Origin of the sequence: Gordonia sp. 'Campus', from assembly GCF_022206305.1 — a bacterium.
GTDB lineage: Bacteria > Actinomycetota > Actinomycetes > Mycobacteriales > Mycobacteriaceae > Gordonia.
Map to the genome: position 1 here is coordinate 25,678 of NZ_JAKOIW010000013.1, position 13,835 is coordinate 39,512.

10 protein-coding genes are annotated in these 13,835 nt (G+C 66.5%); 6 read left to right on the forward strand and 4 right to left on the reverse strand.

From position 1 onward, the window contains the following. Positions 1-48 precede the first annotated feature (48 nt). The 5 genes from MAY35_RS14765 to MAY35_RS14785 all read left to right on the forward strand — a co-directional run bounded on the left by MAY35_RS14765 (position 49) and on the right by MAY35_RS14785 (position 6,869). Positions 49-1,356 (forward strand): DUF2268 domain-containing protein, encoded by a 1,308-nt coding sequence (locus tag MAY35_RS14765; protein ID WP_238422057.1) that lies wholly within the window; start codon positions 49-51, stop codon positions 1,354-1,356. Between the two features lie 47 nt (positions 1,357-1,403). Then, complete coding sequence (gene glyA / locus MAY35_RS14770) at positions 1,404-2,711, forward strand: serine hydroxymethyltransferase (protein ID WP_281063139.1); 1,308 nt, start codon at positions 1,404-1,406, stop codon at positions 2,709-2,711. Positions 2,712-2,754: 43 nt separating this feature from the next. Then, the gene (locus tag MAY35_RS14775) at positions 2,755-3,621 is read left to right on the forward strand and encodes an acyl-ACP desaturase (RefSeq protein WP_238422058.1); all 867 of its coding nucleotides are present in this window, start codon (positions 2,755-2,757) and stop codon (positions 3,619-3,621) included. A 372-nt stretch (positions 3,622-3,993) separates the two neighbouring features. Beyond that, the gene (locus tag MAY35_RS14780; protein ID WP_238422059.1) at positions 3,994-5,286 is read left to right on the forward strand and encodes a PhoH family protein; all 1,293 of its coding nucleotides are present in this window, start codon (positions 3,994-3,996) and stop codon (positions 5,284-5,286) included. A 593-nt stretch (positions 5,287-5,879) separates the two neighbouring features. Then, positions 5,880-6,869 carry a L,D-transpeptidase gene (locus MAY35_RS14785; protein WP_238422151.1) on the forward strand — a complete coding sequence of 330 codons (990 nt, stop codon included), beginning with the start codon at positions 5,880-5,882 and terminating at the stop codon, positions 6,867-6,869. 507 nt (positions 6,870-7,376) lie between these two features. Here the strand turns inward: MAY35_RS14785 and MAY35_RS14790 are convergent. Further along, positions 7,377-8,024, reverse strand: coding sequence for a response regulator transcription factor (locus MAY35_RS14790; RefSeq protein WP_238422152.1), 648 nt, complete (start codon positions 8,022-8,024; stop codon positions 7,377-7,379). A 161-nt stretch (positions 8,025-8,185) separates the two neighbouring features. Between MAY35_RS14790 and MAY35_RS14795 the strand changes: the two genes are divergently transcribed. Continuing rightward, the gene (locus tag MAY35_RS14795; RefSeq protein WP_238422060.1) at positions 8,186-9,913 is read left to right on the forward strand and encodes a GAF domain-containing protein; all 1,728 of its coding nucleotides are present in this window, start codon (positions 8,186-8,188) and stop codon (positions 9,911-9,913) included. Positions 9,914-9,953: 40 nt separating this feature from the next. Here the strand turns inward: MAY35_RS14795 and MAY35_RS14800 are convergent, their stop codons facing one another. From MAY35_RS14800 to MAY35_RS14810, 3 genes are read right to left on the reverse strand one after another with little or no spacing between them, the layout of a single operon-like run. Beyond that, on the reverse strand, positions 9,954-10,637 hold the full coding sequence (locus MAY35_RS14800) for a PIG-L deacetylase family protein (RefSeq protein ID WP_238422061.1): 684 nt from the start codon (positions 10,635-10,637) through the stop codon (positions 9,954-9,956). Between the two features lie 5 nt (positions 10,638-10,642). Beyond that, a complete protein-coding gene (locus MAY35_RS14805) occupies positions 10,643-12,067 on the reverse strand; it encodes a class II fumarate hydratase (RefSeq protein WP_238422062.1) in 1,425 nt (474 codons plus the stop codon). Between the two features lie 8 nt (positions 12,068-12,075). After that, positions 12,076-13,773, reverse strand: a complete 1,698-nt coding sequence (locus tag MAY35_RS14810; protein WP_308192461.1) for a fumarate hydratase — start codon at positions 13,771-13,773, stop codon at positions 12,076-12,078. Positions 13,774-13,835 lie beyond the last annotated feature (62 nt).

Here is a 13,835-nt window from a genome sequence, read left to right on the forward strand (position 1 = left end):
GTACAGCTTAGGGCGACGTGTGCGGACGGCACTCGGTAGCCTGCCGATATGTCATCGGTGCCCGCCCCGGATGCTGACCCGTCCGTCCCGACCCCGACCGAGCCCGCCGCCGCCCGTGCCGCCGACCCGCAGGTCATCGAGTATCTGCGCCTCGGGCTGGCGTTCGACCGTCTCGAACGCGGCTTCGTCGACGCCTACACCGGCGACCCGTCGCTGCGAGCCGAGGTGGAGAGCGCGCCGGCCCCCGAACCCGCGCGGCTCGCCGAACGTGCCAGAACGCTGCTCGCGGAACTCCCCGGAACGCTGGATGCCGCGCGTGCGGAGTTCATCGGCTCCCACCTGCGAGCACTCGAGTGCTCCGCGCGCAAGTTCGCCGGCGACGACATCGGATTCGTCGACGAGGTGCGCGCCTACTTCGACGTCGACATCACCGCCGCCGACCCCGAGCGCTACCGACAGGCGCACACCGAACTCGCCGACGCCCTCGACATCCCCGATACGACCGCCGACGCTCTGCGCGACGCCTACGCCGCGCATCGCCGTTCCGACGAGATCCCGCCGGAACGCGTCGACGACTGCGTCCGAGCTTTCAGCGGCGCCCTGCGCGAGCGCGTCCGAAACGCATATCCGTTGCCCGACAACGAGATCGTCGAATTCGAGGTCGTCACCGACAAGCCGTGGTCGGGCTTCAACTACTACCTCGGCAACTACCGCTCCCGCGTCGCCATCAACGCCGACCTCACCCAGTACATGTCGTCGCTGCCGTCCCTGATCGCCCACGAGGCCTACCCGGGACACCACACCGAACACTGCCGGAAAGAGCAACTGCTCGTCGGAGCGGGACACGACGAGCAGTCGATCTTCCTCGTCAACACACCCCAGTGCCTCATGGCGGAGGGTCTCGCCGACCACGCCCTCGATGCGATCGTCGGCAAGGACTGGGGCAGCTGGGCCCAGGAGATCTACGCCGACCTCGGACTCCGGTTCGACGCCGACCGCGCGATGCGGATAGGTCGCGCCACCGGTGGACTGCTCACCGTCCGTCAGGATGCCGCCCTGATGCTGCACGACCGGCACGCCGACAACGACACCGTCGCCGCATTCCTGCAGCAATGGCTGCTCGCGCCGCGCGAACGCGCCACCCAGATGCTCCGGTTTCTCACCTCACCGCTGTGGCGCGCCTACATCAGCACCTACGTCGAGGGGTATCAGCTGCTCGACCGGTGGCTCGACACCGCCGCCGACCGCGCCGCCGCCTTCGGTCGGCTGCTCGACGAGCCGCTCATCCCCGAGAGCCTGCGACGCGAACTCGGTGATCAATCGGCCCGCTCGCTTCGCTCCCGGCGCCGGTCCTAAATCGGCCCGCTCGCTTCGCTCCCGGCGCCGTCCCTAGACTTGACGTCATGACCGCGAACTCGTCATCCGTGAACTCGATGTCCCTGGCTGAGGTCGACCCCGACGTCGCCGCCGCCATGAACGGCGAACTCAGCCGCCAGCGGGACACCCTCGAGATGATCGCCTCGGAGAACTTCGTGCCGCGCGCCGTGCTGCAGGCGCAGGGCAGCGTGCTCACCAACAAGTACGCGGAGGGATATCCGGGTCGCCGCTACTACGGCGGCTGTGAGTACGTCGACGTCGTCGAGGACATCGCGCGCAACCGTGCGAAGGAACTCTTCGGTGCCGACTTCGCGAACGTGCAGCCGCATTCGGGTGCCCAGGCCAACGCCGCCGTGCTGCAGGCCCTGATGGAGCCGGGCGAGACCATGCTCGGTCTCGACCTCGCCCACGGTGGCCACCTCACCCACGGGATGCGACTCAACTTCTCCGGCAAGCTCTACGAGAACGCCTTCTACGGCGTGAGCAAAGAAGACTTCCGCATCGACATGGACGAGGTGCGCAAGATCGCCCTCGACGTCAAGCCGAAGGTCATCGTCGCCGGTTGGTCGGCCTACCCGCGGACCCTCGACTTCGAGGCGTTCCGGTCCATCGCCGACGAGGTCGGCGCATATCTCTGGGTGGACATGGCCCACTTCGCCGGACTGGTCGCAGCCGGCGTGCACCCGTCGCCCGTCCCGCACGCCGATGTGGTCTCGTCCACGGTGCACAAGACCCTCGGCGGTCCCCGTTCGGGAATCATCCTCGCCAAGCAGGAATGGGCCAAGAAGCTGAACTCCGCGGTCTTCCCCGGGCAGCAGGGCGGTCCGCTCATGCACGCCATCGCGGGCAAGGCCGTCGCCCTGAAGATCGCCGGCACCGAGGAGTTCGCCGAACGCCAGCGACGCACCCTGTCCGGCGCCCGGGCTCTCGCCGAGCGGCTCACCGGCTCCGACGTCGCCAAGGCCGGGGTGTCGGTGCTGACCGGTGGCACCGACGTCCACCTCGTCCTCGTCGACCTGCGCGACAGCGCGCTCGACGGTCAGCAGGCCGAGGACCTGCTCCACCAGGTCGGCATCACGGTCAACCGCAACGCGGTGCCCTTCGACCCGCGTCCGCCCATGGTCACGTCCGGTCTGCGCATCGGTACTCCCGCGCTGGCCACGCGCGGCTTCGGCGACGAGCAGTTCACCGAGGTCGCCGACATCATCGCGACCGCCCTGGCCGCCGGTGAGTCCGCCGACGTCACCGCCCTGCGCGGACGCGTGTCCAAGCTGGCCCTCGACTTCCCGCTCTACGAGGGGCTCGAGGACTGGGGACTGATGAGCCGGATCTGACCTGGATTGCCCGCGTCGGCGCCGCGTCCGTATCCTTGCAGCGATGAACGCCCTCACTGAAGACGACCTGATCATCGCGCTCGAAAAGGCTCTTCCCGAGATCGCGGAAGACCACCAGGCGGCCGCAACTCCGTGGAATCCGCACGACTGGGTGCCGTGGGACGACGGACGCAACTTCGCGTTCCTCGGCGGCGACGATTTCGACCCGTCGCAGGCGACGCTGTCCGATGAGGCGCGTGCGGGGTTGCTGGCGCTGCTGCTGACCAAAGACAACCTGCCGTCGTATCACCGGGTGCTCGCCAAGCACTTCCCGGCGTTCTCCGACTGGCGGCAACTCGTGGGCGTGTGGACCGCCGAGGACAACCGCCATGCGATCGTGTTGCGCGACTACCTGGTCGTCCGGCGCGCGATCGATCCCGTGGACGCGGAGGAGCGGCGGCGCATCCACGTCACGCAGGGCTACCGGCAGACCCCCGAGCAGGTCGAGCCCCTCAGTCCGCTTGACGTGCTGGCTCTCATGGCAGTGCACGAGAACCAGTGCGTGCACTTCATCGCGAACCTGAAGGCCGTCGCCAACGACGAAGTCCTCGAGGAGATCCTCACCAAGATCGCCGCGGACGACCAGCAGCAGGCGGTCACCTTCGGTGCATTCCTCAACGCCGGTCTCGTCGCCGATCAGGACGCCACAGTCCTCGCGATCGACCGGGCCCTGGCCATCGACGAGCCCATCGGTCACGACGTCGACGACTTCGACGCCGAGCGCGCACTCATCGCCCACTACGAGGACGCCGGGACCAAGACGGCGATCGCCGCGGCCCTCGCCGAGGCCGTCAAACTCGAATCCGTCGCCGGGCTCTCCGATGAGGCCGAGGCCGCGCGCCAGCGGATCCTCGAGCGCGCCCGAGGCTGACCGAACCCGCGCCCCCGTAGGGGTGCACGTGCGGTGTCACATTCACGAACACGGCGCCACCAGGACGACAAAATACCTGGTGGCGCCGTGTTGCGTCTCCGTCTCCGACAATACGTCGGTTTACCTACAATTCACGCCGACACACCCGATTCCGAAGGGCCCCCATCGGATTTCGCGCGTACGTTGACGAGTGACGGACCGCGGGGAAGCGGTTCGTCCGGGAGGTTCAATTCGTGGCTTGTAGAAGCAACGCGAGGGGGCCGGCCCCGGTCCTCGTCCACCTCGGTTGACGCCGAGGGCAACGGACAACTTGGACCGGCCGGTCGACCAACACTGGTTTGTGCGGGAGCCGCATGAACGTAGGAGCCCCACGTGACCACACGCACCTACGTCCTCGATACCTCCGTGCTGCTGTCCGATCCCTGGGCGGTCATGCGATTCGCCGAACACCACGTCGTCCTCCCGCTCGTGGTCATCAGCGAACTCGAGGGCAAACGTCACCACCACGAACTCGGCTGGTTCGCGCGTGAGGCGTTGCGCATGCTCGACGACATGCGCCTGGAACACGGCCGACTGGACCTGCCCCTGGAGATCGGGGAGGACGGCGGCACGCTACAGGTGGAGCTCAATCACACCGATCCCACCGTGTTGCCCGCCGGCTTTCGCACCGACAGCAACGACTCGCGCATCCTGGCGTGCGCCCTCAACCTGCGGGCCGAGGGCAAAAACGTCACCCTGGTGTCCAAGGACACGCCGCTACGGGTCAAGGCCGGCGCCGTCGGCCTCGACGCGGACGAGTACCACGCGCAGGACGTGGTGGTGTCCGGATGGTCGGGCATGACCCAGCTCGACGTCGAGACCACGGCGATCGACACCCTGTTCTCCGATGGTGTGGTCGATATCGACGAAGCCCGGGAACTGCCGTGCCACACCGGCGTTCGGATGCTCGGCACGTCATCGAGTGCGCTCGGCCGGGTCAACGCCGACAAGCGGGTCCAGCTCGTGCGTGGCGATCGTGAGGCATTCGGCCTCCATGGACGATCCGCCGAGCAGCGGGTGGCACTGGATCTGCTCCTCGACGACAGCGTCGGCATCGTCTCACTCGGCGGCAAGGCGGGTACCGGCAAGTCGGCGCTGGCCTTGTGCGCGGGACTGGAGGCCGTTCTCGAACGGCGCACCCAGCGCAAGGTCGTGGTGTTCCGCCCGCTGTACGCCGTGGGCGGCCAGCAACTGGGCTACCTGCCCGGCAGCGAGTCCGACAAGATGGGGCCGTGGGCGCAGGCGGTGTTCGACACCCTCGAGGGTCTCGCGTCGCCGGAGGTCATCGACGAGGTGCTCAGCCGCGGAATGCTGGAGGTCCTGCCGTTGACCCACATTCGTGGGCGGTCGCTGCACGACTCCTTCGTCATCGTCGACGAGGCGCAGTCGCTGGAACGCAACGTCCTGCTGACGGTGCTGTCCCGCCTGGGTTCGGGTTCGCGGGTGGTGCTGACCCACGACGTGGCGCAGCGCGACAATCTCCGGGTCGGCCGACACGACGGCGTGGCCGCGGTCATCGAGAAGCTCAAAGGGCACCCGCTGTTCGCGCACATCACCCTCACCCGGAGCGAGCGGTCGCCGATTGCCGCGCTGGTGACGGAAATGCTCGAGGAATTCGCGCCGTAGTTCTCTGCTTTAGGGGGAATGGAATCCCGTCTTCGCGAGCAAGACGGTAACCACGACAACACGAAGGCCGCGTCGACTCACCGAGGGGAGGGAGTCGGCGCGGCCTTCGCGGTGTCAATTCATTGCGGTGATCAGACCATCAGAAGCCGATCACCTGCAATGACCGCCGAAATCAGGTGGTCGGCGGCTCGATCGGGCTGAAATCGCCGAGCGCATTGAGAAGATCGACGATGGCGGTGAGCAGTTCAACGTTCTCCAGAGAAGTCATTTCTCTCCCTTGGTCGAATGGCTGTCCGGATAACGATCGCCGTGGCTCGGCGCCGTCGTAAGCGAGGGTAATGATGCAATAACAATTGCGCAAATTATCATCTGCGAATGCGTTCTGCGTATTCCATCAGAAATAGCGACTAATTGGCTGGCCTGCGGTTCGAGAAACCTCAAGGCGGCCATTGTCGATCGAAAAACAAACGCGAACGAGCAATGGGGCCGCCATCTGTCGACACCCGATCAGAACGGCACCGTGACCAGGACGTGACTCATCGACCCTTGCGCGCTGTCACACTGGTGTGGTGCAGAAGTTACTGATGAGGCGAATGAGACTATTGGGACTGTTGGTCATCGCGGTTCTCGCCGCGTGCGCTGGTGGGGCCGGTCATGCGCTTGCCGCTCCGGAGACATCTACACCGACCACACCCGGAACCACGACTCCGACCACACCGACGACGCCGGGCGCGGCCATTCCCGAGTCGGGAATCCCGTTGGTCGACGGGATCCTCGATCAACTCGCGGGCGGATCCGGATCGTCGGACGGTGCCGGAGACGTACCCGGGACGAGTGGGCCGACGAACCAGATGATCGTCGTCACCGCCCCGAAAGCGTCCGACACCACCGCAACGCTGACCGCGTTCGAGCGCGGCGCGGGGGGTAGCTGGAAGCCGGTCATCGGTCCGACGAAGGCGTTCCTCGGGTCGCTCGGCATGGGCGAACCGAAGGACAATGTCCACCGGACGCCCCAGGGCACCTTCCCGCTCGACCAGGCGTTCGGCCGTGAGGCCAATCCCGGCACCAAGTTGCCGTACATCAAGGTCGACCAGCAGGACTGGTGGGACTCGAACATGAAGTCGCCGACGTACAACACGCACGTGCGTCAGCCGCAGAGTCCCGGCGGCGACAGCGAGAATTTGTACAACTCCGGACCGGTCTATGACTACGCGGTCAACATCGCGCACAACCCCCAACGGACTCCGGGCCGGGCGTCGGCGATGTTCCTCCATGTCACCAACGGTGAGCCCACCATGGGCTGCGTGGCGATCGAGCGGGATCTGATGAAGCAGATCCTGGTCTGGCTGGACCCGGCGAAGAATCCGAAGATCACGATCGGGGTGAATCAGGGCGCGCCCTCAGGCGACGCGCCCGGAGCGACCCCTCAGACCGCTCCGGGCACGACCCCTCCGGGCTCCACTCCGCCGTCGGCGCCGCCGGCCACGTCCGGGATGGGAGCGGACGTGCTCACCGGCCTGCTGACCCAGCTGGTCGGCGTCGTGCCGGCTCTGTTCGGACTCGGCACGTCCCAGGCGGGATGAACCACAGATCGGGCGGGCACTGACCAGTGCCCGCCCGATCTGTGGTCGGTGTCGTGTCTCGTCCCGCCGGATCTCGTCATTCCGGATCTCGTCCTTCCGGATGCGATCCTGCGGATTTACCTCCCGGACAGACTCAGTCTGGCGCCGCGGCATCCCGGGCACAGCGTTGCGTCAGGACCGATGTGCCAGCCGTTGACCCGGGCCAACTCGTCGAGTGCATGTCTGCCGAGATGGGCGCCCACGGTGAAGCTGCGTCCGCAACTGGCGCACAGCCGATCGAACGGCGAACCCTCTGCTTCCACACGTGTGGCGGACACAAGCGTCATGTCGATGGACCTTCTATCCCTGGGTGTCGGTACGAGAGTCGGTGTCGGTACGGGGCCGCCGGACGGCGTTCGTCGACTCGGACGAACGACCATTCCAGTGTCACCGTATGTGAGATAGATCTCAAGTGTCCAATGACATCCAGGGTGGTGACGAGTCGACCACGACGGGATCACGATCGCGTCAGCGGCGTCGGGCCCGGTCGGCGGTCTTGGCCGCATACACCGCGGCTTGTGTGCGCCGCTCCATGCCCAGCTTGCCCAGGAGGCGGGACACGTAGTTCTTGACGGTCTTCTCCGCGAGGTGCATCCGTGCGGCGATCTGCCTGTTCGTCAGGCCCTCGCCGAGTAGCTCGAGCAGGGTCCGGTCCTGCTCGGTGAGGCCGTCGTGGGGTTGTTCCTCGGTGTCCTGCCGTGCTCGGAGTCGATCCATCAGTGCTGCCGCCGCACGGTTGTCCAGCAGCGACCGGCCTGCGCCGACGTCTGCGATGGCGCGGGCGAGTTCCATCCCGGTGATGTCCTTGATGACATACCCGCTGGCGCCGGCCAGGATCGCATCCATCATCGCCTGGTCGTCGGTGAGCGAGGTGAGCATCAGGCAACGCAGGCCGTCAACCCTGTCGAGCAGGTCGCGGCAGAGCTCGATGCCGTTCCCGTCGGGCAGTCGGACATCGAGAACGGCCACATCGGGCTTGACGGTCGGAATTCTCGCGAGTGCCTGAGAGCAGGTCGCAGCCTCGCCGACGACACGTAGGTCGGGATCGGCGTCGAGCAGTTCGACGAGACCGCGCCGAACGATTTCGTGATCGTCCACCAGAAATACCGTGATCATGCCGACTCCCTTCGGCATAGACGCCTGCAGCGAATTGTAGGACTTCACGTCACAGATTTTTCCATCTTTGTACCGTCTGGCCCTTGCCGTGGCGTTTCGCAGGCAGGAATTCGAGCGGCGAAGTGTCCCGACCTCATCGGAGACTGACTATGATCCGTTCCATGGTTTCCGAATTCTCGGAACTGGGTCCGCGATCGCGTGAATTGCAGGATGCATTGTCGCAGCTGCGTTTGCGCGAGTTGCTCGATGAGGTCCGGGACCGGATCACTCAGATCGGCGACGTCCGTGACCGCACCGACGGACTGTTGCAGGCGATGCTCGTGGTGAGCTCGGGCCTCGACCTGGAGACCACACTCGAATCGATCGTGGCCTCGGCCATCCGCCTGGTCGACGCCGAATACGGCGCGTTGGGGGTCCTGGGCGGCGGCCACGATCTGTCGGCCTTCCTCTCCCAGGGCATCGACGAGGAGATGCGTGCCGACATCGGACCGCTGCCGACGGGCCGCGGCGTGCTCGGCCTCCTCATCGAACAGCCCGAACTCCTGCGTCTGGAAGATCTCTCCGTTCACCCGGAGTCCGTGGGGTTCCCGGCCAACCACCCGCCGATGACGAGCTTCCTGGGCACACCGATCCGAGTTCGCGACGAGATCTTCGGAAATCTCTACCTCACCGAGAAGAAGCACGGCGGCGTGTTCACCGAGGACGACGAGATCGTCATCCAGGCCCTCGCCGCGGCCGCCGGGATCGCGATCGACAACGCCCGGCTCTACGCGCAGGCGCAGACACAGCTCACGTGGATCGAGGCCAATCGCGATGTCATGACCGAACTGCTGACCGGCGCTGATCACCTCGAGGTCCTCGAGGTGATCGCGCGGAAGGTGCTGAACCTCTCGGCGGCCGATCTGGTCTTCATCGCCGAACCGCACGACCCCGACGAGCCGGTCGACATGGTCGACGAACTGGTCGTCACCGTCGCCGAGGGTGGCGATGCGGAGGTGTTCCGCGGCCAGGCCATCCCGATCGAGGGGTCGACCTCGGGCACCGCGTTCGTGCGGCGCCGACCCGTGCTGCGCAACCATCTCGAATACGACGTCTCCGGTGATTCGTCGACGCGGTACGGATCTGTCATGGCAGCCCCGTTGCGCACCATGGACTCCACGCGCGGGGTGTTGATCGCGATGCGATCCGAGGGGCGTGAGCCCTTCGCCAAGGATCTGCTGGGGCTGACCGCGGACTTCGCCGACCAGGCCGCCATCGCGCTGCAACTCGCCACGGCGACACTGCAGACACATCAGATGGAAGTCCTCGAGGACCGCGAACGGATCGCCCGCGACCTGCACGACCACGTGATCCAGCGCATCTTCGCCGAAGGTCTCAGTCTGCAGGCGACGCTGCAACGCACTTCCTCACCCGAGGTCCGGACCCGGCTGACCCGCTCGATCAACAACCTGCAGGACATCGTCCAGGAGGTGCGGACGACGATCTTCGACCTGCAGGCCGAGGACATGGTGACCACGCGCCTGCGTCAGCGAGTGCAGGAGGTCATCGATCAGCAGATCGACGACCTGCCGATCCAGATCCACGTGCGCATGGCGGGCCCGCTGTCGGTGATCGAGCCACGGCTCGCCGACCAGGTCGTCGCCGTGGTGCGGGAAGGGCTGAGCAATGTGGTGCGATACGCCCACGCGTCGACGGTGACGGTGTCCCTCGCCGTCGGCGACCACATGGTCGTGGAGATCACCGACGACGGGGTGGGGCTGCCCGACGACATCACGCCGAGCGGTCTGCGAAACCTCCGGCTCCGCGCGGAGAAGGCAGGCGGAGATCTCGAGTTGTCCACACCGGAGGAGGGCCGAGGACTTCGGGTGCGATGGGCGGTGCCGCTCTAGCCGCGACCGGCACCGTCCACCGCGGTGGCGTGTTCTCTGGTCACCGACTCCGCTTGAGTTCGAACCCGGCGGCGTGCCCGGACGTGGCACCCTCCGGTGCAGCGGTGGCCCGCTCGATCTGCAGGCGTGCCTGTTCGGTGACCGGGGTGTCGGGGTCGAGCACCGACAGATAGCGATCGTGCGCGGCCAGCGAGCGCACGGCGATGTCGACCTGATCGTCGACCTCGACCCAGTGGGTGGCCGCCGGTCCGTTCTCGAACAGGTACACCGGTGGCGAACCGAGGGAGTCGTACGCGTCGAGTACCGCTGCGGCGAACTCCATGTGGTCGCGCTGATTGGGCATCCCCGGCGCCCATTCCGGGCCGCCGTACAACGACAGGATCACCTCCGGCGCAACACGTTCGATGGTCTCGACGATCTTCGCCCGAAGCTCCGGCGTGTTGCGGATGTCGCTGTCGGGAAAGCCCCAGAACTCCACCTCGTCGACGCCGACGATCGATGCGGACGCCCGTTGCTCCGCTTCCCGCAACGGCCCGCATTCGGTGGGCGGCATGCCCTCGATGCCGCGTTCTCCGCTCGAGGCCAGCGCGTACACGACACGCTTGCCCTCGCCGGTCCAGCGTGCGACGGCCGCGGCCATCCCGTACTCCGGATCGTCGGGGTGGGCGACGAGGACGAGCGCGGTCTGCCAGTCCGATGGAAATGACTCGGGTTTCGCCGCCACCGGAATCACCGCTCCCGGTCGAGATTCGCCATCGCGAGCACGTCGAGGCGCGCGTCGAGTTCGGCCTCGGTCAGTGATTCGCCGACGAGCCCACGGTCGATGACCGTCTGGCGAATCGTCTTGCCCTCCTTGAGTGCGGCCTTGGCGACGGCCGCCGCCTCCTCGTACCCGATGGCACTGTTGAGCGGTGTCACGATCGACGGCGAACTCTCCGCGAGGGTGCGCAACCGGTCGGTGTTGGCCTGCAGCCCGGCGATGCACCGGTCGGCGAACAGGCGGGACACGTTGGCGAGCAGCTTGAGCGACTCGAGCACGTTGCGCGCCATCATCGGGATGTAGACGTTGAGTTCGAACGCACCGTTGCCGCCACCCCACGTCACCGCGGCGTCGTTGCCGATCACCTGCGCCGCCACCTGCGTGACCGCTTCGGGCAGAACCGGATTCACCTTGCCCGGCATGATCGAACTGCCCGGCTGGAGATCCGGGAGGAGGATCTCGCCGAGGCCGGTCAGCGGGCCCGAACCCATCCAGCGGACGTCGTTGGCGATCTTGGTGAGCGACACGGCGACCGTCTTGAGCTGTCCCGACAGTTCGACGAGCCCGTCACGGGCCGCCTGGGCCTCGAAGTTGTCCTCGGCCAGGGCGAGTGACTCCACTCCGGTGAGCCGGATCAGTTCGGCGACCACCTCGGTGCCGAAACGCTCGGGGGCGTTCAGCCCGGTGCCCACGGCGGTGCCGCCGATCGGCAGTTCACCGACGCGGGGCAGCGTCGCGGAGATGCGCTCGATGCCCGCCTCGACCTGCCGGGCGTAGCCGCCGAACTCCTGTCCGAGCGTGACCGGGACGGCGTCCATCAGGTGTGTGCGACCGCTCTTGACCACTTCACGCCACTCGGATGCCTTGTCGCTCAACGCCTTCTGCAGGTGCTGCAGGGCGGGGATGAGGTCGGTGACGGCGGCTTCGGTGGCCGCCACATGGGTGGCGGTGGGGAAGGTGTCGTTCGACGACTGCGACATGTTGACGTGATCGTTGGGGTGGACGTCCACACCCCGCGCCTTCGCGATCGACGCGATGACCTCGTTGGCGTTCATGTTCGAACTCGTGCCCGAACCGGTCTGGAACACGTCGATCGGGAACTGGTCGTCGTGGCGTCCGTCGGCGATCTCCGTCGCCGCCGCGACGATCGCGTCGGCCTTCTCCGCGTCGAGGAGGCCGAATTCTCTGTTGACCGTGGCACAGGCGGCTTTCAGCAGCCCCATGGCGCGGATCTGCGTCCGCTCGAGGGGGCGTCCGCTGATGGGGAAGTTCTCCACCGCCCGTTGGGTCTGCGCACGCCACAGGGCGTCGGCAGGCACCCGGACCTCGCCCATGGTGTCGCGCTCGATGCGGTATTCCTGCCCGCCCGATGTTCCGTCCTGTACCTCGGTCATGGGTGTCGCTACTCCTTCGATCGGATCCTTATCCCGTTCAGCGGGACGTCGACGGTCCCGCTCGGGTCGGTGAAAAAGTCGTTGCCCTTGTCGTCAACAACGATGAACGCGGGAAAATTCTCGACCTCGATCTTCCACACGGCCTCCATGCCGAGTTCGGGGTACTCGATGATCTCCTGGCTCTTGATGCAGTCGAGCGCGAGTCGCGCGGCGGGGCCGCCGATCGAACCCAGGTAGAAACCGCCGTGGGAGCCGCACGCCTCGGTGACCTGTTTGGATCGATTTCCCTTGGCCAGCATCACCATCGAGCCGCCGGCTGCCTGGAACTGCTCGACGTAGCTGTCCATGCGGCCGGCGGTCGTCGGGCCGAACGACCCCGATGCCATTCCCTCCGGCGTCTTCGCCGGGCCCGCGTAGTAGACGGGATGGTCCCGGAGGTAGTCGGGCATGGGCTCGCCGGCGTCGAGGCGTTCCTTGATCTTCGCGTGCGCGATGTCGCGGGCGACGACCAGCGGGCCCGTCAGCGACAACCGCGTCTTCACCGGGTACTGCGAGAGCTGCGACAGGATCTCCGCCATCGGTCGGTTGAGGTCGACCTCGACCACCTCACCGCCCGAGATGTCCTCGGCCACACCGGCTGCCGGCATGTACCTGGCGGGATCGGTTTCGAGTTGCTCGAGGAAGACGCCGTCGGCGGTGATCTTGCCTAGGGCCTGACGGTCCGCCGAGCACGACACCGCGATCGCCACGGGGCACGACGCCCCGTGGCGCGGCAGGCGGACGACGCGTACGTCGTGGCAGAAGTACTTGCCGCCGAACTGGGCACCGATACCGAAGGACTGGGTCAGCTTGAAGACCTCGTCCTCGAGCTCCAGGTCACGGAAACCATGGGCCGACATCGACCCTTGCGTCGGGAGGTTGTCGAGATAGTGTGCGGACGCGTATTTCGCGGTCTTGAGCGCGAATTCGGCTGAGGTGCCACCGATCACGACGGCCAGGTGGTAAGGCGGGCACGCCGCGGTGCCCAGCGAGCGGATCTTCTCGTCCAGGAACCTCAGGATGCCCTTGGGGTTCAGGATCGCCTTGGTCTCCTGGAACAGGAAGGACTTGTTGGCGCTTCCGCCGCCCTTGGCCATGAAGAGGAACTTGTACTCCGGCCCCTTGGGGCCCTGCTCGGTCGCGTAGATCTCCACCTGCGCGGGCAGATTGGTGCCCGTGTTCTTCTCGTCGTAGGTGGTCAGCGGCGCCAGCTGGGAGTAGCGGAGGTTGAGCTGGGTGTACGCGTCGTACACGCCCCGCGAGATCGCCTCGGCGTCGTCGGCGCCGGTGAGGACGCCCTCGCTCTTCTTGCCCATCACGATCGCGGTGCCGGTGTCCTGACACATGGGCAGGACACCGCCGGCGGAGATGTTGACGTTCTTGAGCAGGTCGAGGGCGACGAAACGGTCGTTGCCCGACGCCTCCGGGTCGTCGATGATCTTGCGCAGCTGTGCGAGATGGGCCGGGCGCAGGTAATGGCTGATGTCGTGCATGGCCTCGGCGGTGAGCGCCCGGATGGCCTCCGGCTCGACCTTCAGGAAAGTCTGATCGCCGGCGGTGAACGTGGAGACACCCTCGGTGGTGATCAACCGGTACGGGGTGTCATCGGCGCCGGTCGGGAGCAGATCTGAGTAGAGAAACTCGGGGGCTGAGGCTGGTTTACTCACGGACCGCATCGTATCGCCCGATGAGAACGGCCCCACGCCAGAGGTTCGCTCGTCGTCGAGCC

Bases quoted from the DNA above. Each gene is read 5' to 3' on its own strand.
- MAY35_RS14765 (WP_238422057.1), top strand. From the start codon at position 49: ATGTCATCGGTGCCCGCCCCGGATGCTGACCCGTCCGTCCCGACCCCG.
- glyA (WP_281063139.1), top strand. From the start codon at position 1,404: ATGACCGCGAACTCGTCATCCGTGAACTCGATGTCCCTGGCTGAGGTC.
- MAY35_RS14775 (WP_238422058.1), top strand. From the start codon at position 2,755: ATGAACGCCCTCACTGAAGACGACCTGATCATCGCGCTCGAAAAGGCT.
- MAY35_RS14785 (WP_238422151.1), top strand. From the start codon at position 5,880: ATGAGACTATTGGGACTGTTGGTCATCGCGGTTCTCGCCGCGTGCGCT.
- MAY35_RS14790 (WP_238422152.1), bottom strand. From the start codon at position 8,024: ATGATCACGGTATTTCTGGTGGACGATCACGAAATCGTTCGGCGCGGT.
- MAY35_RS14795 (WP_238422060.1), top strand. From the start codon at position 8,186: ATGGTTTCCGAATTCTCGGAACTGGGTCCGCGATCGCGTGAATTGCAG.
- MAY35_RS14805 (WP_238422062.1), bottom strand. From the start codon at position 12,067: ATGACCGAGGTACAGGACGGAACATCGGGCGGGCAGGAATACCGCATC.